This is a genomic window from Streptomyces huiliensis, assembly GCF_020037025.1.
Classification (GTDB): domain Bacteria; phylum Actinomycetota; class Actinomycetes; order Streptomycetales; family Streptomycetaceae; genus Streptomyces; species Streptomyces huiliensis.
The window spans coordinates 1-18849 of sequence record NZ_JAIQLH010000171.1 but is presented as its reverse complement, the minus strand read 5'-3'; the positions used below and the strand labels follow the sequence as shown (position 1 = coordinate 18849).

Here is an 18849-nt window from a genome sequence, read left to right as displayed (position 1 = left end):
CGTCCGGCCCGTCGCGCGGGACCGTCCGGGCACGACGGCGCCCCTCGCCGGCCCAGGGGCCGTGAGGGGCGACGTCGCGCGCGGTGGGACCGGCCGCCGGAGGGCGGAGGGTCACTGCTGGGCGAGCATCTTCTTGCGCAGCCGGCCGAGGGTGCGGCTGAGCAGCCGGGAGACGTGCATCTGGGAGATGCCGAGCTCCGCGCCGATCTGCGACTGCGTCATCTCCTGGCCGAAGCGCAGCTCCAGCATCAGACGCTCCCGGTCGTCCAGTTCCTTCAGCAGCGGCTTGAGGACGTGCAGCGCCTCGACCTTCTCCAGGTTCTCGTCCACGGAGCCGATCCGCTCCGACCACGAGCGCGACGAGTCGTGGCCGCGCGGCCCGGGCTCGGCGGGGGTGTCGATGGAGTGGGCCGAGTAGCCGTTGCTGGCGACCTGGGCCTCGATGACCTCGTCCTCGGACAGGTCCAGGATCTCGGCCAGCTCCTTCACCGTCGGGGCGCGGCCGAGCCGGCCGGAGAGTTCCTCCGTGGCCTTGACGAGCTCCACCCGGAGCTCCTGGAGTCGGCGCGGGACATGGACGGCCCAACTGGTGTCACGGAAGAAACGCTTGATCTCGCCGGTGATGTAGGGGATGGCGAGGGTGGTGAACTCGACCTCACGGGTCAGATCGAACCGGTCGATCGCCTTGATCAGACCGATGGTGCCCACTTGGACGATGTCCTCCATCTGGTCCGCCCGGCCGCGGAAGCGGCCCGCGACGTAACGCACCAGGGAGAGGTTCATCTCGATGAGGGTGTTCCGGACGTACTGGTACTCGTGCGTACCTTCCTCCAGGACCGCCAGGCGGTCCAGGAAGAGCTTGTTCAGGGCCCGGGCGTCGCGCGGGTCGATGCCCCCCGCGTCCTCCACCTGCGGCAGATCCACACCGAGAGGCCCACCCACCGCAGTACCGCTCCGCGCGGCCCCGGCCGTCTGCGTCACGCTCGTGCTGGTCACGTGCGCCCTCCTTCAACTGTGCTTGTCAGTCCGGCTTCTGCCCCTGCTTCGCCAGGACATTCCTGTTGGCAGGCCGATTTTCGGCCGGACTCCCTCCGGATTCCGGCCGGACAGCACCGGGGCCCGGCGGGGACAGGTCCCGCCGGGCCCGGAGGGGACGGGGCCGTGATGGCTGTGGTGCCGACGATGGCTGTGATGTCAGCAGATCACCATCGGTACCAGCGGCTGCGGCCGCCGCCCGAGTCGACGGAGCGCACGAGGAAGCCGAGCAGCCAGATGACGAGCACCGCCACCGCGACCCACCACAGAATCTTCACGGCGAATCCGGCGCCGAAAAGGATCAGAGCGAGGAGCAGGACGAGAAGAAGGGGAACCATGTAAATCAACCTCCGACGTGTCGTCTTCCCAGTGCTTTCGCTTTTATCCGCGCTTCCTTTCTTCATGCCGGGCCGATGCGGATTCGAGACCGAACTCGCGCGCGTTCCGGACGCCTTCGGAACGCGGGTGGCGGATGGGTTTGCGGGGAGCCGGCCCGGGCAGTCGCCGGGATGAAATGACCACGGACCACCGAGGACACCGAGGAGATATCGAGATGAGCGCTCAGGAAAAGGCCAAGGCGATGGCCGAGAAGACCAAGGGCAAGATCAAGGAAGGGGCCGGCCGGACCGTCGGCAACGAGAGCAAGGAGGCCGAGGGCCGGGCCGACCAGGCCAAGGGCGACCTGCGGGGCGCCAAGGAGAAGGCGAAGGACGCGTTCCGCGACTGACGTCCTTCGCAAGGACCCCCGAGGGGGCCGCGGTCCTCGGACCGCGGCCCCCTCGCCGTTCCTCACGGCCGGTTCAGACCCGGCCGCGCCACCGGCCCGTCTCCAGGCCGCGCGACTCGATGAACTTCTTGAACCGCTCCAGGTCCCCCTTGGCCTGCCGGCGGACGAACCCGAGCTTGTCGCCGACGGTGTCGACCACGCCCTCCGGCGTGTGGTCGAACTGGAGCATCACCTTGGTGCGGGCCGCGTCCAGCCGGTGGAAGGTGACGACGCCCGCCTGCCGGACGTCACCCTCGACCGTCGTCCACGCCACCCTTTCGTCGGGGATCTGCTCGGTGATCACCGCGTCGAACTCCCGCCGGACGCCGTCGGTCTTGGTCACCCAGTGCGTCAGCGTCGGCGTGCGCTGCTCGACCCGCTCCACGCCCTCCATGAATTCCGGGAACTCCTCGAACTGCGTCCACTGGTTGTACGCCGTGGTGACCGGAACGGCGACTTCCACGGATTCCTCGATCTGCGACATGGTGCCTCCTTGTGCCGTGCGTCTGCGCTACGGGTACGTGCTGCGTACGGTGTGCCGCGTACGACGTGCTGCGTACGTGAGGAAAGACGGACACCTGGCGGATGCCCGGGAATCCGGCGGGCAGACGTGTCCTTTCGGTGGCAGGGAAGGGGGAACCGGGGGCCGAAACACCCCGCCGCGCGCGCCCTTTTCCGCGCCCGTAGGCGCCCCGCAGAATGGGCGGCGCCATGGGCGGAGCCTTCGGGGGGAAGGGGCGAAAGCGGATGAACGCCGCGAACACGGATCATCCGGGCTTCGTCGCCCTGTCGGCCCGGCTGACCGGGCGGGACGAGGACGAGCTGCGGGCGTCCGGCCTCGTCCGGCTGTACCACGACGCCACGCTGGAGCAGGTCGGCCGGGAAGCCGTCGGGCGGTTCCTCGACGACCTCGACGCCGCGGGCGGCGATCCGGACGCCCTGGTGGACCCGGAGTCGCGCGGGATCGCACGGGCCATCGTGCACCTGTGGCGGACGGGCGTCTGGCCGCCCTGATCAGAAGAGCGGCCGGACGCCCGTCCGCCGGCGGGATCAGCGGGTGGCGAGGGCCGGGTCGCTCACGCCGGAGGCGCCCGTCTCGACGTGCCCGGCGAAGCGCCGCAGGAACGTCCCGCCGTCGGCCGACGCCACCGACACGTCGTACCAGCGCTTCCCCGCGCGCGTCCGTACCGTGTGGCGCACGGTGGCGCCCGGCCGCACGGTCAGCGTCTCGGCCGGGCCGCCGTAGGCGTCGGTGACGGTCAGGTGGCAGTCGGCGGTGCCGTGCTGGGTCAACGCGAGGTCGAGGTCACCGGTGGCCGCGTTGTGACGCGCGGTGACCTCGGGGCCTGCGGTGCCGCCGGGGCCTCTGAAGCTCCGCAGGTAGCCGTTCGGGCCGTGCACCGTGAGGTCGTAGACGCCCTTGGAGTAGGCCGTGTTCCAGGTGTCGGCGATCGTCTTCCCGGCCTCCGCGGTGTACGTCCACGGGCCGTCCGTGCGGTTGGCCGAGGTGACGAGGAACTGGGCGCCCGCCGCCGGGCCGCCGCCGAACGTGAGGGTGAACCGGCCGGTGGCCGGCGTGGCCGACCCGTCCGTGAAGGGCGCGTAGCGCAGCGGCCGGGTGGGGCGGGAGCCCGGCTCCTGGCGGGGGAGGGCGCCGGTCGCGGGCGGCTTCGGGACGTAGTCGGGGTGGCGCAGCCGGTCCGGGGGCTCGTAGCCGGCCGTGGACGGCAGCGCGGCGGGCTCGGCGTCCGCCCGGCTGAAGTCGAAGGCCGAGGTGAGGTCGCCGCACACGGCCCGCCGCCAGGGCGAGATGTTGGGCTCGCGCACCCCGAAGCGGCTCTCCATGAACCGGATGACCGAGGTGTGGTCGAAGACCTCGGAGCAGACGAAGCCGCCGGTGCTCCACGGCGACACGACCAGCATCGGCACGCGCTGGCCCAGGCCGTAGGGGCCCGCCGTCTTGCCGACGCCACCCTTGTAGAGGTCGGGGCCGGGGTCGGCGGTGGACAGGCCCTGGGCGGCGGACGCCGGCGGGAACGGCGGGACGACGTGGTCGAAGAAGCCGTCGTTCTCGTCGTAGGTGATGAACAGCGCGGTACGGCTCCAGACCTCGGGGTCGGCGGTGAGCGCGTCCAGCACCTGGGCGATGTACCAGGCGCCGTAGTTCGCCGGCCAGTTCGGGTGCTCGCTGTAGGCCTCCGGCGCGGCGATCCAGGAGACCTGCGGCAGCCGGCCGGCCTTCACGTCCGCCTTGAGGACGTCGAAGAGGCCGTCGCCCTTGCGGACGTCCGTCCCGGTGCGGGCCTTCTCGTACAGCGGGTCGCCCGGTTTGGCGTCGCGGTAGGCGTTGAAGTAGAGGAGCGAGTTGTCGCCGTAGTTGCCGCGGTAGGCGTCGCCGATCCAGCCCCACTTCCCCTTGGCGTCCAGGCCGTCGCCGACGTCCTGGTAGACCTTCCACGAGATCCCGGCCTTCTCCAGTCGCTCGGGGTACGTGGTCCAGCCGTACCCCGCCTCCTCGTTGCCGAGGACCGGGCCGCCGCCCTTCCCGTCGTTGCCGGTGTACCCGCTCCACAGGTAGTAGCGGTTGGGGTCGGTGGACCCGATGAACGAGCAGTGGTACGCGTCGCAGACGGTGAACGCGTCGGCGAGGGCGTAGTGGAACGGTATGTCCTCGCGGGTCAGGTACGCCATCGTGGTCGCCGTCTTGGCCGGCACCCACTGGTCGTAGCGCCCCTTGTTGAAGGCCCGCTGCCCGCCCGCCCAGTCGTGGTTGAGGTCCTGGAGGAACTGCATGCCCAGGTGGTCGGCTTCGGGGCGGAACGGCAGGATGTCGCGCCTGCCGTCCGACTGGTGCCAGACGGACTTCCCGCTGGGCAGGGTGACGGGCCGCGGGTCACCGAAGCCGCGCACACCCCGCAGGGACCCGAAGTAGTGATCGAAGGAACGGTTCTCCTGCATGAGGACGACGATGTGCTCGACGTCCCTGATGCTGCCGGTGCTCCGCCGGGCCGGAATGGCGGCGGCGCGGGCGATGCTGCCGGACAGCGCGGTGAACGCGGCGGTGCCGCCGGACAGTTGCAGGAACCGCCGGCGGTCGATCTCTCCCATGGGCAAGGTGACCTCTGAGGGTGTGGGTGGGAAGGGGGACGAAGCGCTCCAAGGACAGCGAGGCGGGTCGAAGGGACGATGGCGACACTGTGACGCCGGGGGGTACGGGAGGGGAACAGGGTGTCCGCGCCGTCCCGCCGCCTCGTCGTCCCCGTCGACTCCCCGTCCTCTCGTGCCGTCGCTCCGCCACCCTTCGGAGCGCTCCGGTCAGCCGACGTCCAGGACGTGCCGCAGCCCCTTCCGCCAGCGCTCCCGGTCCAGCACCTTGGCCGCGGCGAACTCCGGCGCCTCGTACCCCCGGAAGGTCCGGACCTCCTCCTGCCCGCCGCCCGCCGCGGCCAGGATCGCCCCGGCGGCCCGGCGGCCGGCCTCGTTCGCCGTCTCCATCGAGGCGAAGTCGATGTTGCTGTACGTCCGGACGTGGTCGGCGGCCAGGAAGAGGTTGCCGACGGCGGTCGTGGCCTCGGGGCGCAGGTCCCAGGAACCGGCGGTGTTCATCAGGAACGGGTCGTCGTCGCGCAGGCCGCCGCTCCCGTCCTCGGTGATCGCCTCGTCCAGGTTCCAGGTCTCCAGCAGGGCGTCGTCCAGCGGCGCGTGGTCGGCGAGGTGCGCCTTCATCTGCGCCCACACCTCGCGGGCCACCTCGGCGCGGGTGCAGCGCATGGCGGGCCTGCCGTAGAGGATGCCCGGCGTCTCCCAGTCGGAGATCACGACCGACAGGGACTCCCGCACCCGGCCGTCGCCCCAGGTGCGGTCGAAGGGGGCCGCCCAGACCCGGGACTGGGCGATGGACGCCAGCTTCCACGGGGAGTCCACGTGCAGGACGTGGCCCCGGAGGCCGGGGGCCTGCTCGCGGAGGTAGTACTGGATGCCGCTGCACCAGGTGTTCCGCAGCCCGTCCATGGCCGCCAACCGCGGGTCGGCCGACCGGAGGGCGGCGTTCCAGAGGTGGACGGCCCGGTCGGCGGGGAGGGCGACCACGAACCAGTCCGCGTCGATGCGTTCCGTCGCGCCGCTCACCGTCCGGGCCGCGGCGGAGGCGATCCGGCCGCCGCGCAGGTCGAGCCGCTCCACCGTGCGGCCGAACGCGAAGCGCACCCCGAGCGCCCGCAGGTGGGCCGCCCACGGGTCGAGCCACGCCTCGCTCGTCGGCCCGTCGAAGACGCGGTCGAACGGGCCGCCGGCGTCACTGCCGCGGCCCGTCAGGTCGTAGAGGATGGACTCCATGCCCTGGCCGCACGTCCGGGTGCTGGCGACGGGCGCCCGCAGCGCCTGGAGGAGCTGGACGCCACCGCCGAGGAACTTCTGGTAGTCCTCCGACATCCCGTCCGCCCGGATGAAGTCCCACCAGCGCACGTACTCCCACTGCCCGAACCGGCGTTCCGTACAGCTCGTCAGGAGCATCACCGCCTGCTTGGCGAAGAACAGCGCCTCCCACGGCGGCAGCCGCACGGCTTCCTGGAGGAGGCCGCCGAGCGAGGCGATCAGCAGGTTCGGATCGGAGAGCGACGGCGGGAGCCACCGGTCGGCGGGGACGGGGATGTCCGGGCGCCCCGCGACGCGGGCGAGGTCGACCCACCGCACGGCGGTGAGGCGGGAGTGGACGCTGCGCCCGCCGGGCAACGGGATGCGGCGGAGGGTGTCGGGGAGGTTGTGGTAGAAGCCGAACACCCCGCGGTGGCCGTGCTCGCCGGGCAGGTCCCGGCGGCCCCCGGTGCCGCTGTGCGGGACGTACAGGGAGCGGGCCTTGCCGCCAGGCACGGCGCGCCGCTCGTACACCGTCACCGCGAAGCCGCGTTCCACGAGCTCGTGGGCGACGGTGAGGCCGCCGACCCCCGCGCCGATCACGGCGACGCGGCGGCCGTCGGCGGAACGGGAGGACGACGGGGACGCAGCCGCGGACCGCGCCGTACCCGGCGCGAGGCCGGCCGCCGCGCCCGCCGCCGCCCCGAGGAGCAGGGTGCGGCGGCGGGGGACCGCGAACGGTCCGGCGGCTACGGGTGTTTCGGGCATGGCGCGCACCCCATTCCTCCGGAGCCCGGGCCGGAGGGGGCCGGGCGCTCACGGCGGACGCTACGGGCCGGGCGCGCGCCGGGAGCGGAAATCGTCGCCGAGTCCGCCGAACGGGTTGCGGTGCCCCGCGCGAGCGCCGTCCCGGCCGTCGTTACGACCATGCGATGATCGGTCGATGAGGAAGCGGGAACGGACGTGCGGGCGCTGTGGGCGGCTCGGGCGGAGGCGACGGCGGGTGTGCCGGAGGTGCCGGTCGGGGTTCGAGAAGGCGGACACCGTGGCGGACGTCGCCGAGACGGCGGTGGAGGTGGGTGCCTTTCGGGCGGTGGGACGCGGGGTGGGCGCCCTGCTGAGGGCGATCTTCGACTGAACGCGGGTGAACGTGACGGGACGCGTCTGAACGCGTCTGAACGCGTCTGAACGCGTCTGAACGCGACGGAACCGGCGGGCCGTCCGCCGGCTCAGCGGATCGGCCGGAACGAGAAGTACGTGTGGGACGGGTCGTTCCAGGAGCGGCCGGAGGTGACGAGCGCGGTCGCGCTGCCCACGCAGTCGCTGCTCGGCCAGAGGTGCACGGTGCGGTTGGTCATGTTGGTGCCCCGGACCGCGCCGGCCGAGTTGGTGTTGTAGCAGACGCCGACCTCCGGACTGAGCTCGATGCTGCGGCGGCCCGCGAAGTCGAACCACTCGACGTAGCAGGTGCCGCCGCCGGGCGGCGGGCAAGCCGGTTCCAGGGACCGGGCCGCGGCGCGGCCCGCCGTGCCGGGGGCCGCCTGGGACAGGCCGGTCGCCCCCAGGACCAGGACGACGGCGCACACGAGGCGCGGGATGACGCGGCGACGGTTCACGGGATTCCCCTCCCCGTCCGGAACGCGTGGATGCGCGGGCGCGTGGATGCGCGGCTGCGTGGTTCGTCCGGACTTCTCCGTCATGGTCATGCCTGGCCGCACGGTCGTCCATCACCCGAACGAGGGGCTCCGGCCTCGCGCTACTGACGGCCCAGCAGCGATCCCAGCGGGCCCAGGTCCAAGTCCAGCTCGCCCGGGTCCAGGCCGTACTGCCGGCAGAGCCCGTCCATGCGGTCGGCGAGCAGCATCAGCGTCATGCCGATCCGCTCCTCCTGCTCCTCCGACAGGTCGCCCTGGTCGACGCGGCGGATCGCCTGGCGCTCCATCAGCTCCCGGAGGAGTTCGAGGATGGTCAGGATGAGTTTCATCAGGTCGCGCTCGACGGTGTCCCGGTCCAGCTCCACGCGGCGGTTCACGGGTGCGCTCACAGTATGGTCACTCCTCCGTCGGTCCGTCCCACGTCAGGCGGCCAGTCGTCCCAGGGCGAGGGCACCCGGGCGTCCACGGAACTGATCAGCGCCCGCAGGTTGATCCGGACGAGGTCGACGTCCGCGATCCGCAGGGTGATGTCGCCGGTGAGCACCACCCCGCCGGCGAGCAGCCGGTCGAGGAGGTCCACCAGCGACAGCCGCTCCGCCGGAAGCCCGTCCGCGGTCACGGGGCGTCCGGGACGCAGGGGTCGTGGGTGACGAAGGAGTAGGGGGCCCAGGGCCCCGTCAGCCGGATCCTGAACCCGTCGGGCGCCTGGTCCGTCAGCTCGGCGACCGTCCTCGTGAAATCGTCGGCCCGCTCCCGCGGCACCAGATAGGCGGCGTTGAGGAGGTTGCGGCCGGGGTGGCCGGAGAGGGGGGAGTTCTGCGGCGGATACAGCCGGACCGCCTCGGCCAGGGCGGCGAGCGTCTCGTGCACCGCCTCCGCCGCCCGCCCCTCCCGCCGCGCGTCCGCCTCGGCGGCCCGCCGCTCGGCGCCGCGCCGCCGCAGGTAGTCGCGGCCGGACGGGGGGCCCGACGGCTTCGGCGGCGGAGCCGGTTCCGCGGGGGCGGGCGCGGCGTACACCGTGACGCCCCACTCCACGCGGCCCTCCAGCCGGTCGAGCGCGGTGCCGAAGGCCTCCCGGCCCGCCGTCAGCATCCGCCGCAGCCCGTCCTCGTCGTGGTAGACGGTCGCCAGCCGCAGCGGCAGCGCGCAGGGGAACAGCGAGACCGCGGCGTCGACCACCCGCTGGTGGCCCCGGGCCACCCGCTCCAGCCACGCCAGGTCCTCCAGCCGCTCGCGCAGCGCGCCCTCCTCGAACTCCGCCGCGGGCACCCGGCCCACCAGGGCCGCGAACCCCGCGTGGCACACCTCGCGGACCGGCTCGTCGGCCACTCCCGTCACCGTCTCCGGCACGTCCCGGGCCGGGCCGGCGTCCCGGGCCACCGCGTAGGCGTACAGCAGTTCCCCGTCGGTCACCGCTCCTCACCTCCCCTTCCGTCGGCCTGCCGGTCCCGGACGCCCTCCGCATCCCGGGCCGGCAGGGCGGGCCGCTCCTCCTCCAGCGCGGCGAGGCGCGCCCGCAACCGCTCGTTCTCCTCGCGCAGTTCACGGGTGCGCGCCCCCGAGGAGAGCGACGGGTCGCTCTCCCACCAGTCGATGCCCATCTCCTTCGCCCGGTCGACCGAGGCGACCACCAGCCGCAGTTTGATCGTCAGCAGCTCGATGTCGAGCAGGTTGATGCGGATGTCGCCCGCGATCACCACGCCCTTGTCGAGCACCCGTTCAAGGATGTCGGCGAGGTTCGCCCCCGAACCCTCCGAGGGGGAGCGGGCGTCGGGCAGGCGGCTCGGGAAACTCATGGTTCTCGGGGCTCCTCTCCGTCGTCCGGCGTGCCGCCGGACCGTTCCGCCGCGGCCGGCTCAGGAGGTTGGGCCCGGCGGCGCCGGCGAGCGCCGCCGGGCCTCCTCCAGCCGGTCCAGCAACTCGTCCTCCAGCCGGTCGAACTCCGCCTCGTCCAGCCGGCCGGCCTCCAGCTCCTGTTCCAGCGACCGCAGTTCGCCCTGGATGACGGCCGGGTCGTAGTACAGCCGCTCGGCCTCGGCGAGGACCCGGCGGAGGACCCAGCCGACGAACATCACGTGTCGACGAAGCTGTACGGCGGCAGCGGGCCGTTCACCCTCAGGTCCAGCTGCGGGTGGGCCCGGCGCAGCCGGTCGGCGGTGGTCAGCAGCCGCTCGGACGCCGACTCCGCCACCAGGAAGGAGAGGTTGAGGAACCAGCCGCCGCTCTCCGGCCCCGGCCGGCACCCCTCCGCCAGCGGTTCCAGGGTGTCGCGCACCAGGTCGGCGTCCCACGCCTCGCGGGAGCGGACCGCCTCGGCCACCTGCTCCCCGAACCGCAGCCGCTCCTCGTACGTGCCGCCGCCCGCTTTCCGGTTGGCCTCGGCGAGGGCCCGCAGCTCCGCGTTCTCGGCGAGGACGAGGTGGAGCACCGCGTCCTCGTGGTGCACGGCCTTGACGTTGTACTCGACGCGGCCGGACAGCTGCTCCAGCTTCGACCGGTAGTGCTCGGCGTGCTCCGTCAGCACCCGGGACACGTCCTCGTCGCTCTCGCAGACGCTGCCGAACCGCATCGGCAGGACGGAGGACTTGCGGCCGGCCTCGGACAGCACCTGCTGGTGGGCCAGCAGGTCGCGCCGCTTGGGCCGCAGCTCCTCGGGGCAGTCGCTGACCACCGCGGCCAGCCCGGCCTCCGTCACCAGGCGCACCGGGCGGGGCGGTTCGCCGATGCCGGTGAGCCCTTCGGGCAGCTGGGCGCGCTCGCCGGCGGTGATGCCGTAGACGTAGGTGCTCACTCGCTCTCCTCCTTCTTGCTCCGCGAAGAGCTCCGGCGGGTCCCGCTCGACTCGCCCTGGCCGCGGGCCTGCTGGAAGGCGTCGCTGATGGACTGGGCGGCGCCGGAGAGCGCGCCCTTGCTCTTGCCGCGGGCGCCGCTCTCGGTGACCTCGCCCACCAGGTCGGGCAGCCCGGCACTGCGGTGCGGGCCGGCCTCCAGGTCGAGCCGGTTACAGGCCTCGGCGAACCGCAGGTAGGTGTCCACGCTGGCCACCACGACACGTACGTCGATCTTCAGGATCTCGATGCCGACCAGGGAGACGCGGACGAACGCGTCGATGACCAGGCCGCGATCGAGCACCAGCTCCAGGACGTCGTACAGGCCGCTGGTGCCACCGGCACCACCGGACTGCTGCGCCGGGACAACACTCATGTCGGGAACTTCCTCTCGTGGCCGACCGGCCGGCGGCGGGGGTTCCCGCCCGCCGGCGGACGGCGTCCGTCAGGCCGTCAGGAGTCGGTCCGCCCGCGTTCGTAGCGCCGGGCGCGGCGGTAGCCGGTGAGGTTGCCCTCGGGGTCGAGGGTCACCACGTAGAGCCCCATCACGCTCATCGTCTCGGGGACGCGGGGAATCTCCTCCACCTCGATCTCCACCGTCCAGCCCTCGGGGGTCCGCTCGAAGCCGGAGACCCCCTCGGGCCGCAGTCCCGCCAGTTCGGCGAGCTGGTCGCGGGCCGCCCGCAGCATGCGGGGCACCGGGATGGTGACGGATTCGCCGTCTTTCCTGTCGTCGTTGCCGTCGGTTTCGGTTTCGGCGTCGGTTTCGGCTTTGGCTTTGGTGTCGGGTTTGGCGTCGGCTTTGTCGTCGGATTCGGACTTGGCTGTCATGTGGGCCTCTGGGTCGTCTTCAAGGACCTCGCCAGAGCGCGTACCGCGTAAAGCCCTGGCCAAACCCCCGGGTGCGGCGGGGGGTTGCGGGACGTTCGCCGACGGTCGTAGGCCGTCCGTCCTCGGCCGCGGGGCCCACCCGGGAACCTGCCTGGGACGGAAGTGACAGGAGTGGCCTGTGTGTAAAAGTGTGGCCATGACACACACCTGGCCCGAGCATCTGGCCGTGGGCGCCGTGCGGTTCGCCCGACCCACGGCCCACTACGACGACGTACTGACCTTCTACGCGGACGACCTCGGCCTCCCGGTCCTCGCCCGGTGGCGCGACCACGACGGCTACGACGGCGTCGTCCTCGGACTGCCCGGCACGCCCGTGCACATGGAGATCACCCAGCACGGCACGCCGCCCCGCGTCCCCGCGCCGCACCCGGAGAACCAGCTCGTGCTGTACCTGCGCGGCCCCGAGGCCCGGGACGCCGCCGTGCGCCGGCTGACCGAGCGCGGCCGGCGGCCGGTGGACCCGGCCAACCCCTACTGGTCCCGGCACGGCGCCGTGCTGTTCGAGGACCCGGACGGCTGGCTCGTCGTCCTCGCCCCCTGGGTGTTCGGCACCGACCCGCAGCCGGGTGACGCGGCGGTGGACGGGGCCTGACGGCCCGCAGGAGCTGTCCGCCGCTCAGACGCCGGTGATCCCGGCCGACCCCGCCGGGTCGGGGACCCCGGCCGCCGGCCGGTTGCCGATGCCCCGGTAGCGGAGCGGGAGGCGGGCCAACTGCCAGGGGCGCAGGCAGTTCTTGCCGTCCACCACGACCCGGGGCCGGGTGAGCCGCGCCCCGAGGTCCGTCCAGTCGGCCTCGATGACCTCCGGCCACTCCGTCAGGATGACGGCGGCGTGCGCCTCGCGGACCGCCGTCCGCAGGTCCGCGACGGGTTCGGCGCCGGGGAAGAGGGCCGCCAGCCCGTCCTGGCCCAGCGCCGGGTCCCAGATCCGCACCCGCGCGGCCTCCCGGATCAACGCGGGCACCAGCGCCAGGCTCGGCGCCGCCCGCATGTCGTCGCTCCACGGCTCGTACCGGGCGCCGAGCACGGCGATCACCGAGCGGCGCAGGTCCTGGCCCAGCTCGCGGCGGAGGATCTCCCGGACGATGCCGGGCTGCGTCGCGTTGACCTCGATGACCGCGTCCAGCAGCGGGGTCCGCACCCCCAGTCCGGCGGCCCAACGGGCCAGCGCCATCGTGTCCTTGGGCAGGCACGAGTCGCCGAAGCCCAGCCCCGGCTGGAGGAACGCGTGCCCGATGCGCGGGTCGTAGCCGACCGCGTGCATCACGTCGTCCACGTCGAAGCCCGGCGCGGAGCAGAGCCGCGCGATCTCGTTGGCGAAGCTGATCTTCGCGGCGAGGAAGGTGTTGCTCGCGTACTTGGCCATCTCCGCGCTGGCCGGGGTGGTCACCACCCAGGGGCAGATCACCCCGTCGTACAGGCTGCGCAGCAGCGGCAGCACCCGGCGCGACCAGACGCCGACGACCAGCCGGGAGGGGGCCGTCCAGTCCTCCATGGCGCTGCCCTGGTTGAGGAACTCGGGGTTGCTGGCGAACCGCTCCCGCAGGTCCGGGCGGGCCGCGAGCAGCCGGTCGCTCGTTCCCGGCGGCACCGTCGACTTCAGCACCACGCAGGTCATCGGGGACAGCGCGGCCGCCTCGCCGACGGCGGCGGTCACCTGCCGGAGGTCCGCCGTCCCGTCCGGCGCGGGCGGCGACCCCACTGTGATCAGTACGGCGTCGAACGGCCGCTCGGCGTGGGCCGGGGCGAGCGCCCCGGCGAAGGCGAGCCGGCCGGAGGCCAGCGCGAGGGACAGCTGGTCCTGCAGCCCCGGCTCCACGACCGGCGCCCTGCCCAGCGTCAGGGCCTCCAGGCGGCCCCGGTCCTGCTCGATCCCGGTGACGAGGTGCCCGGCCTGGGCGAGAGCCACCGCCCCGGTCACCCCGACGTATCCCTGACCCACGACGGCTATGCGCATGGCGACTCCCCGGTGCCGGACGAAGGTTGCCCCCGAAGAGCCGGGCGGCCGGACGCCGCCCCGCACCGCCAGCGTGCGGGCTCCCGGCCGCCGGGGGCGAACGGACGTGGCGAACGGGTGACACCGGGGGCTGCTGCGGAGGCCCGGCGGGCCTTCCCGGGCTCCCACCGCTCCCTTCCGGCTCCGGCGCCTTCCTCGGCCGTCGTCTCCTGCCCCGGCCGCCCCTTTCCCGGCTTCCGCACAGCTCCGACAGGGCCGGCCGGTGCCGCCGGCGGCCGCCTGGGGTGGCCGGGCCGCCCCGGGGCGCGCCGGTCCGCGTGACGGCGATCAGGGTGGCGTCGTCGCCCAGCGCCCCGCCTGTGTGTGCCGACAGGGCCGGCCGTCGGAGCGCGCCGCCGCGTGGGGCGGTTCGGGTGCCGGGCCGGGTCGGCGGCGTCCGGCCGCCCCCGGGATCAGCCGGCCCGCGCGACGGCGATCAGGGCCACGTCGTCGCCCAGCGCCCCGCCTGTGTGTGCCGACAGGGCCGGCCGTCGGAGCGCGCCGCCGCGTGGGGCGGTTCGGGTGCCGGGCCGGGTCGGCGGCGTCCGGCCGCCCCCGGGATCAGCCGGCCCGCGCGACGGCGATCAGGGCCACGTCGTCGCCCAGCGCCCCGCCCGCGTGCGCCAGCAGGTCCGCGTGGACGCGGTCCACCAGCCGGCGCGGGTCGGTCTCGCGCCAGGCCGCCACCCGGTCGGCGAGCGGGTAGAAGCGGCCCTCGGCGTCCCGTGCCTCCACCGCGCCGTCGGTGTAGAGCAGGAGGACGTCGCCGGGGGCGTAGTCGAAGGGCTCGGCCGTGTAGTCGTCCTCGGACGCGTCCCCGCCGAGTCCCAGCGGCAGGGCCGTGTCCCGCACGGCCAGGGGGACGGCCCGGCCGCCGCGGAGCAGGAGCGGCGGCGGGTGGCCGCAGTTCACGACGCGGACGACGGGCTCCGCGTCGGGGATGTCGAGCACCGCCGCGGTCACGAAGGTCTCGGACGCGGACTCGCCGTCCGCCGGCGCCACGGTGTCCCAGTACACGGTGTTATGCAGATGGGCGACCAGCCGTGGCAGCGGCGGATTGCGGTGGGCGGCGGCCCGGAAGGCACCGAGCAGGAGAGCCGCGTCGCCGACCGCGTCCAGCCCCTTGCCCCGCACGTCCCCGATCATCACCCGCGTCCCCTCCCGGCTGCGGACGGCGGCGTAGAGGTCCCCGCCGATCCGGGCCTCCGCATCGGCCGCCACGTACACCGCGGCCATCCGCAGCGGCCCGCTGCGCGCCGGGAGCGGTTTGAGCAGCACCGACTGGGCCACGTCGGCCACCAGCCGCACCTGCGCCAGCTCCCGCTCGTGCCGCTCGTGCCCGTAGCGGAAGACCACGACGACGGCCGAGATCAGCACCAGCCCGATGATCTGCGCCTCGTGGTTGGACGTCGTCAGCCCGCCGTGGAAGATGCCGATCACCACCTGCGCGGCGACGGCCAGGGCGCCGACCGCGCCGGTGACCAGCGGCCCGGCGAACGCCGCGGTGATCGCCGGGGCGACCACCAGCAGCGGGCCGAGGTGGACGTCCGGGCCGGTCAGCAGGTCCACCGCCACGATGACGGCGATGAAGCCGAGCGGCAGGGCCAGCAGCGTGCGGCGGCGGTGCCATGCCGGCCGGGCCCCGGCCGGTCCGTGCGAGCGGCGCATGACTCCTGCTTACACTCCCCGGCGCGCGAGCGCCCGGCGTGCGCGGCGCGGTGGGGCGCGCCATGGCGCGGTGGGGCGGGAAAACGGATGTCCCCCGGCCGGGCCGCCTCACTATCGTGCAGCCATGAGCGTCCTGACCTTCGACCGCCACCGCGCCGTCATCACCGGGCAGGCCGGGCGGTTGATCGCCCATACCGACGGCGTCCCGCTGACGGCGCCCGTCGCCTCGTGCCCCGGCTGGACCCTGGCCCACCTCCTCCGCCACGTCACCGGCGCCTTCACCTGGGCCGGGACGGTCGTCACGACCCGGGCCACGGACCCCGTCCCGCACGACATCGTCGACGACGTCGAGCCCCGCCCCGGCGACGACCGCGCCACGCTGACCGCGGGGCTCACCGCGGCCGCCGAGCGGCTGTCCGCGGCGCTGGGCGAGGCGGGCCCCGACGCGGCCGTCTGGTCCCCGGGCCCCGTCGCGACCACGGGGTTCTGGGCCCGCCGGATGGCCTACGAGACGGCCGTGCACCGCGCCGACGCCGCCCTGGCGGCCGGTGTCCGGTACGAGCTCGACGCCGCGGTCGCCCTCGACGCGCTCGACGAGTGGACGGGCTTCGCGGCGCTCCCGGAGGCGTACGGGCCCCGGCCGGGCGCGCCCGACCTGCTCGGCCCGGGACGCACCCTCCGCTTCGAGGCCACCGGAACGGCGGCGGACCCGCTGCGGGAGTGGCTGATCGACCTCACCGGCGACGCGCCCGTCCGGCGCCGTACGTCCGAGCCCGCCGCGGTCACCGTCCGCGGCACGCCCGGCGACCTGCTGCTGGCCGTCTACCGGCGGCCCGTGCCGGAGGGCGCCGTCGAGGTCCTCGGCGACGCCGGCCTGTTCGACCTGTGGCGCGCCCGCGCCGGATTCTGGCTGGAGGAATGAGTACCGTGCCGAGTGCCGTGCCCCCTGTGCGGAAGGACCCCGTCCACGACGTCCTGGTGGTCGGCGGGGCCGGCGTCGACACCGTCGTCCGCGTCCCGTCGCTCCCGCCGCCGGCCCGGGACTCCGTCGGCGTCCCGCCGATCCACGACTACGCGGGGCACACGGGCACCGGCGTGGCGCTCGGCTGCCACGCGCTGGGCCTGGCCACCCGGTTCGTCGACTTCATCGGGGACGACCCGTACGGCGCGCTCGTCCGCTCCCGGCTCGCCGAGGCGGGCGTGGAGTTCACGCCGGTCGTCACGGAGGCCGGCACCCGGCGGAGCGTCAACCTGGTGGACGGCACCGGCGTCCGCACGTCCTTGTACGACGCCCGGCACCCGGACACCCTGCGGCTGCCCCGGGACGTCCACCTCCCGCTGCTCCGGCGGAGCCGGCACGTCCACCTGTCCATCATGGACTTCGCCCGCCACCTGTACGACGACATCGAGGCATCGGGCCGGACGGTCTCCACGGACCTGCACGACTGGGACGGCGAGAATCCGTATCACCAGGACTTCGCCTACCGCTCGGACGTGGTCCTGCTCAGCGCCGCCAACCTCGGTGGCCGGCTCGCCGAGGTGATGGCGTCGATCGTCGCCCGCGGCCGGGCGTCCGTCGTCGTGGCCACGGCGGGCGCGGACGGCTGCCACCTGCTGACACGCGGGGAGCGGACGCCGCGGCACTTCGCCGCGGTCCGCCCGGACGGGCCGGTGCTGGACGCCAGCGGCGCGGGCGACGCCTTCGCCGCCGCCTTCCTCTTCGGCCGGCTGACGGGCCGCCCGGTGGAGGAGTGCGTCCGGTACGGGCTCGTCGCCGGCGCCCACGCCTGTCTGAGCGCCGGGACGCACGGGTCGTTCCTCGACGCGGGGGAGTTGCGGAGGCGGGTGGCCCGGGCGGTCCCGGCGGGATGAGCCGGGCTGCCCGGCCGGCCTCCCGGGCGGCTCTCGTACTATTCGCACATGCGATTGATACGTTCCACCGCCCTTCTCCTCGGCGCCGGCGCGCTGCTGTTCACCGGCGCGTGCTCCTCGTCCTCCGGGGACGGGGAAGCCGACAGCGCGCCGGCCAAGCTGTCCGCCGCCGACCTGCAGAGCCGCTGGTGGGACTGGACGGACGCGGACCCGCAGGGCGCCAACCCGATCGACGACCGGGACGGCCGGCTCTGCGGCAAGAACCAGGCGACCGACGTCTGGTTCCTGGCCGGCACCCACGGCGGCCCGGCGAAGCGGGCCTGCAAGGTGCCCACGGGTGTTCCGATCGCGTTCCCGCTCGTGAATCAGATCGCTTCCAAGAGCGGCTGCGACGCCTTCCTGGCCACCGCCAAGGGCACCGCCACCCTGGACGGCAAGGCCCTGGAACCGGAACGCCTCAAGGGCACGCCGGTGAAGGGGATGGACTCCGGCTCCCTGTCCTGCGGCCTCTGGGTGCAGACCGGACCGCTCTCCCCGGGCGCCCACACCCTCCGCTTCGAGGGTTCCGCGGGCTCCTTCTCCACCGCCGTGGACTACCGCCTGGAGGCGGCGGCCCGCTGACGGCCGTCAGGTCGTCAGGCCGTCACTCCACCACCGAGGCGCGCAGCCGGTCGACGGCCCGCAGGATCTCTTCGCGGTTCTTCCCCCGCTTGATCCAGGCGGGCAGCCGGCCGATGTACGACATCTTCCGGTAGTGCTCGTACCACGGCGGACGCTCGCGCAGCGCGGCGCCCACGAACCGCCGGAGCAGGTCGAGCTGTTCGAGGTTGTACGCCCACAGCGTGCCGTGCCGCGTCTCCGTCCGGAGCCACAGGGGCTGCCGGAAGTACGGGTCCGTGGTCTCGCCCCAACGGAAGACGGCCGGGCCCTCGTACCGGCGCGTCAGACCGCAGGCTCGGCAGACCAGCCTCCGCCGCGCCGCCGGCGAGGTCCACGCCGCGGGGTGCCGCGCGTCGCCGGCGGGCTCCGGGTCCGGGACGACGCGGGCGACCCGCTCGCACCTGGGACAGCGCACGAGGACCAGGTCGGTGAACCCGTACTTGGTGGACTCGGGATCCCGGAACCGGGCCGGCGGTGACAGGGGAGGCATCCCCTCAGTATCGGCGCCGGACATCCCGGGCCGGGAGCCGGGTCGGCCGACGGCGCGGAGGGCCGGCTCGGAGCCGTCGGCCCGCGGACGGCCGGTCCTTCAGCGACCGGCCGTAGGCCGGCCCATGGGCTCGGCCCGTCGGCCGGCGGAAGCCCGCCGGCCGACGCCGAGTGCCAGGGCCAACGGCCGGTGGGAACCGGTCCCAAGCACCGGTCCGGCGTTACGTACCGGAGGGCACCGCTTCGAAGCCACCACGCCCGAGCGCCCGGGCGGGGCGACCGGTGGGCGGAAGAGGACACGGCTTCCGCGCGAGGGCCGGCCCGTGACCCGCGCGTCCGATCCGCAGCACGGGCCCGGCGGACGACCGGCTCGGCACGCCGGCCGGCGGGCAGCACCCGCGAAGGCCACCGCACCCGCGCCCCCCCCGCTCACCCGTCGGCCGCCACCAGCCCCGGCACCCCCTCCAGCACCTCCGCGATCCGCCGCGCCGGCAGGCCGCCGCCCTGGGCCAGGTCAGGGGAGCCGCCGCCGCGGCCGGCGAGGAGGCGCTTGACGAGGTCCGAGGCCGAGTGGCCCGCCTGCCGCGCGGCGCGGTTGACGGTCACCACGAGGACCCCGCCGTCGCCGGCCGCGGC

The 18849-nt window shown here is 74.1% G+C and carries 24 protein-coding genes; 6 read left to right on the top strand and 18 right to left on the bottom strand.

Going from position 1 to position 18849, the window contains the following annotated elements; all coding sequences use genetic code 11:
- Window positions 1–111: 111 nt before the first annotated feature.
- Together JNW98_RS25290 and JNW98_RS25285 are read right to left on the bottom strand one after the other, a co-directional pair.
- Window positions 112–996 (bottom strand): SigB/SigF/SigG family RNA polymerase sigma factor, encoded by an 885-nt coding sequence (locus JNW98_RS25290; protein WP_372459323.1) that lies wholly within the window; start codon window positions 994–996, stop codon window positions 112–114.
- A gap of 206 nt (window positions 997–1202) precedes the next feature.
- Complete coding sequence (locus tag JNW98_RS25285) at window positions 1203–1373, bottom strand: hypothetical protein (protein WP_004947742.1); 171 nt, start codon at window positions 1371–1373, stop codon at window positions 1203–1205.
- Window positions 1374–1588: 215 nt separating this feature from the next.
- On the opposite strand from JNW98_RS25285, the gene JNW98_RS25280 reads away from it, so the two are divergent.
- Complete coding sequence (locus JNW98_RS25280) at window positions 1589–1762, top strand: CsbD family protein (protein WP_223770601.1); 174 nt, start codon at window positions 1589–1591, stop codon at window positions 1760–1762.
- Between the two features lie 73 nt (window positions 1763–1835).
- Here JNW98_RS25280 and JNW98_RS25275 read toward each other — a convergent pair whose 3' ends face one another.
- A complete protein-coding gene (locus JNW98_RS25275; RefSeq protein ID WP_223770600.1) occupies window positions 1836–2285 on the bottom strand; it encodes an SRPBCC family protein in 450 nt (149 codons plus the stop codon).
- Between the two features lie 263 nt (window positions 2286–2548).
- Between JNW98_RS25275 and JNW98_RS25270 the strand changes: the two genes are divergently transcribed.
- Window positions 2549–2815: a sorbitol dehydrogenase family protein gene (locus tag JNW98_RS25270; RefSeq protein ID WP_223770599.1), complete on the top strand. Its 267-nt coding sequence runs from the start codon at window positions 2549–2551 to the stop codon at window positions 2813–2815.
- Between the two features lie 36 nt (window positions 2816–2851).
- On the opposite strand, the gene JNW98_RS25265 is transcribed toward JNW98_RS25270, so the two are convergent.
- The 11 genes from JNW98_RS25265 to gvpO all read right to left on the bottom strand — a co-directional run bounded on the left by JNW98_RS25265 (window position 2852) and on the right by gvpO (window position 11468).
- Complete coding sequence (locus JNW98_RS25265; protein ID WP_223770598.1) at window positions 2852–4909, bottom strand: phosphocholine-specific phospholipase C; 2058 nt, start codon at window positions 4907–4909, stop codon at window positions 2852–2854.
- A 207-nt stretch (window positions 4910–5116) separates the two neighbouring features.
- A complete protein-coding gene (locus JNW98_RS25260; RefSeq protein ID WP_223770597.1) occupies window positions 5117–6922 on the bottom strand; it encodes a hydroxysqualene dehydroxylase in 1806 nt (601 codons plus the stop codon).
- Window positions 6923–7383: 461 nt separating this feature from the next.
- Window positions 7384–7770, bottom strand: a complete 387-nt coding sequence (locus tag JNW98_RS25255; protein WP_223770596.1) for a hypothetical protein — start codon at window positions 7768–7770, stop codon at window positions 7384–7386.
- Between the two features lie 140 nt (window positions 7771–7910).
- On the bottom strand, window positions 7911–8198 hold the full coding sequence (locus tag JNW98_RS25250) for a gas vesicle protein K (protein ID WP_223770595.1): 288 nt from the start codon (window positions 8196–8198) through the stop codon (window positions 7911–7913).
- Window positions 8195–8428: a gas vesicle protein gene (locus tag JNW98_RS25245; RefSeq protein WP_223770594.1), complete on the bottom strand. Its 234-nt coding sequence runs from the start codon at window positions 8426–8428 to the stop codon at window positions 8195–8197. The genes JNW98_RS25250 and JNW98_RS25245 overlap by 4 nt, the downstream gene beginning before the upstream one ends.
- Window positions 8425–9222 (bottom strand): GvpL/GvpF family gas vesicle protein, encoded by a 798-nt coding sequence (locus JNW98_RS25240; RefSeq protein WP_223770593.1) that lies wholly within the window; start codon window positions 9220–9222, stop codon window positions 8425–8427. The genes JNW98_RS25245 and JNW98_RS25240 overlap by 4 nt, the downstream gene beginning before the upstream one ends.
- Window positions 9219–9605 (bottom strand): gas vesicle protein, encoded by a 387-nt coding sequence (locus JNW98_RS25235; RefSeq protein ID WP_223770592.1) that lies wholly within the window; start codon window positions 9603–9605, stop codon window positions 9219–9221. The genes JNW98_RS25240 and JNW98_RS25235 overlap by 4 nt, the downstream gene beginning before the upstream one ends.
- 60 nt (window positions 9606–9665) lie before the next feature.
- Window positions 9666–9881: a gas vesicle protein GvpG gene (locus tag JNW98_RS25230; protein WP_223770602.1), complete on the bottom strand. Its 216-nt coding sequence runs from the start codon at window positions 9879–9881 to the stop codon at window positions 9666–9668.
- On the bottom strand, window positions 9881–10600 hold the full coding sequence (locus tag JNW98_RS25225; protein ID WP_223770591.1) for a GvpL/GvpF family gas vesicle protein: 720 nt from the start codon (window positions 10598–10600) through the stop codon (window positions 9881–9883). Before JNW98_RS25225 ends, JNW98_RS25230 begins: the two co-directional genes overlap by 1 nt.
- Window positions 10597–11013 (bottom strand): gas vesicle structural protein GvpA, encoded by a 417-nt coding sequence (locus JNW98_RS25220; protein WP_223770590.1) that lies wholly within the window; start codon window positions 11011–11013, stop codon window positions 10597–10599. Before JNW98_RS25220 ends, JNW98_RS25225 begins: the two co-directional genes overlap by 4 nt.
- A 77-nt stretch (window positions 11014–11090) precedes the next feature.
- Window positions 11091–11468: a gas vesicle protein GvpO gene (gene gvpO, locus JNW98_RS25215; protein ID WP_223770589.1), complete on the bottom strand. Its 378-nt coding sequence runs from the start codon at window positions 11466–11468 to the stop codon at window positions 11091–11093.
- Between the two features lie 196 nt (window positions 11469–11664).
- Here gvpO and JNW98_RS25210 point away from each other — a divergent pair, with 196 nt between their 5' ends.
- A complete protein-coding gene (locus tag JNW98_RS25210; protein WP_223770588.1) occupies window positions 11665–12120 on the top strand; it encodes a VOC family protein in 456 nt (151 codons plus the stop codon).
- 24 nt (window positions 12121–12144) lie between these two features.
- Here JNW98_RS25210 and JNW98_RS25205 read toward each other — a convergent pair whose 3' ends face one another.
- Both JNW98_RS25205 and JNW98_RS25200 read right to left on the bottom strand, forming a co-directional pair.
- Entirely contained in the window at window positions 12145–13485 is a 1341-nt protein-coding gene (locus JNW98_RS25205; RefSeq protein WP_223770587.1) for a UDP-glucose dehydrogenase family protein, read from the bottom strand.
- Between the two features lie 600 nt (window positions 13486–14085).
- Window positions 14086–15192: a PP2C family protein-serine/threonine phosphatase gene (locus tag JNW98_RS25200; RefSeq protein ID WP_223770586.1), complete on the bottom strand. Its 1107-nt coding sequence runs from the start codon at window positions 15190–15192 to the stop codon at window positions 14086–14088.
- A 124-nt stretch (window positions 15193–15316) separates the two neighbouring features.
- On the opposite strand from JNW98_RS25200, the gene JNW98_RS25195 reads away from it, so the two are divergent.
- From JNW98_RS25195 to JNW98_RS25185, 3 genes are read left to right on the top strand one after another with little or no spacing between them, the layout of a single operon-like run.
- Window positions 15317–16114, top strand: a complete 798-nt coding sequence (locus JNW98_RS25195; protein WP_223770585.1) for a maleylpyruvate isomerase family mycothiol-dependent enzyme — start codon at window positions 15317–15319, stop codon at window positions 16112–16114.
- Between the two features lie 17 nt (window positions 16115–16131).
- Window positions 16132–17064 (top strand): carbohydrate kinase family protein, encoded by a 933-nt coding sequence (locus JNW98_RS25190; RefSeq protein ID WP_223770584.1) that lies wholly within the window; start codon window positions 16132–16134, stop codon window positions 17062–17064.
- Window positions 17065–17112: 48 nt separating this feature from the next.
- Complete coding sequence (locus tag JNW98_RS25185; RefSeq protein WP_223770583.1) at window positions 17113–17685, top strand: signal protein; 573 nt, start codon at window positions 17113–17115, stop codon at window positions 17683–17685.
- 22 nt (window positions 17686–17707) lie between these two features.
- Here JNW98_RS25185 and JNW98_RS25180 read toward each other — a convergent pair whose 3' ends face one another.
- Window positions 17708–18214, bottom strand: a complete 507-nt coding sequence (locus JNW98_RS25180; protein WP_223770582.1) for a hypothetical protein — start codon at window positions 18212–18214, stop codon at window positions 17708–17710.
- Between the two features lie 428 nt (window positions 18215–18642).
- Window positions 18643–18849, bottom strand: a 207-nt coding sequence (locus JNW98_RS25175; RefSeq protein WP_223770581.1) for a hypothetical protein, incomplete at its 5' end; no start/stop codon positions are given.

Bases quoted from the DNA above. Each gene is read 5' to 3' on its own strand.
- JNW98_RS25220 (WP_223770590.1), bottom strand. From the start codon at position 11,013: ATGAGTGTTGTCCCGGCGCAGCAGTCCGGTGGTGCCGGTGGCACCAGC.
- gvpO (WP_223770589.1), bottom strand. From the start codon at position 11,468: ATGACAGCCAAGTCCGAATCCGACGACAAAGCCGACGCCAAACCCGAC.
- JNW98_RS25265 (WP_223770598.1), bottom strand. From the start codon at position 4,909: ATGGGAGAGATCGACCGCCGGCGGTTCCTGCAACTGTCCGGCGGCACC.
- JNW98_RS25260 (WP_223770597.1), bottom strand. From the start codon at position 6,922: ATGCCCGAAACACCCGTAGCCGCCGGACCGTTCGCGGTCCCCCGCCGC.
- JNW98_RS25270 (WP_223770599.1), top strand. From the start codon at position 2,549: ATGAACGCCGCGAACACGGATCATCCGGGCTTCGTCGCCCTGTCGGCC.
- JNW98_RS25185 (WP_223770583.1), top strand. From the start codon at position 17,113: ATGCGATTGATACGTTCCACCGCCCTTCTCCTCGGCGCCGGCGCGCTG.
- JNW98_RS25210 (WP_223770588.1), top strand. From the start codon at position 11,665: ATGACACACACCTGGCCCGAGCATCTGGCCGTGGGCGCCGTGCGGTTC.
- JNW98_RS25180 (WP_223770582.1), bottom strand. From the start codon at position 18,214: ATGCCTCCCCTGTCACCGCCGGCCCGGTTCCGGGATCCCGAGTCCACC.
- JNW98_RS25285 (WP_004947742.1), bottom strand. From the start codon at position 1,373: ATGGTTCCCCTTCTTCTCGTCCTGCTCCTCGCTCTGATCCTTTTCGGC.
- JNW98_RS25195 (WP_223770585.1), top strand. From the start codon at position 15,317: ATGAGCGTCCTGACCTTCGACCGCCACCGCGCCGTCATCACCGGGCAG.
- JNW98_RS25235 (WP_223770592.1), bottom strand. From the start codon at position 9,605: ATGAGTTTCCCGAGCCGCCTGCCCGACGCCCGCTCCCCCTCGGAGGGT.
- JNW98_RS25280 (WP_223770601.1), top strand. From the start codon at position 1,589: ATGAGCGCTCAGGAAAAGGCCAAGGCGATGGCCGAGAAGACCAAGGGC.
- JNW98_RS25275 (WP_223770600.1), bottom strand. From the start codon at position 2,285: ATGTCGCAGATCGAGGAATCCGTGGAAGTCGCCGTTCCGGTCACCACG.
- JNW98_RS25205 (WP_223770587.1), bottom strand. From the start codon at position 13,485: ATGCGCATAGCCGTCGTGGGTCAGGGATACGTCGGGGTGACCGGGGCG.
- JNW98_RS25200 (WP_223770586.1), bottom strand. From the start codon at position 15,192: ATGCGCCGCTCGCACGGACCGGCCGGGGCCCGGCCGGCATGGCACCGC.
- JNW98_RS25230 (WP_223770602.1), bottom strand. From the start codon at position 9,881: ATGTTCGTCGGCTGGGTCCTCCGCCGGGTCCTCGCCGAGGCCGAGCGG.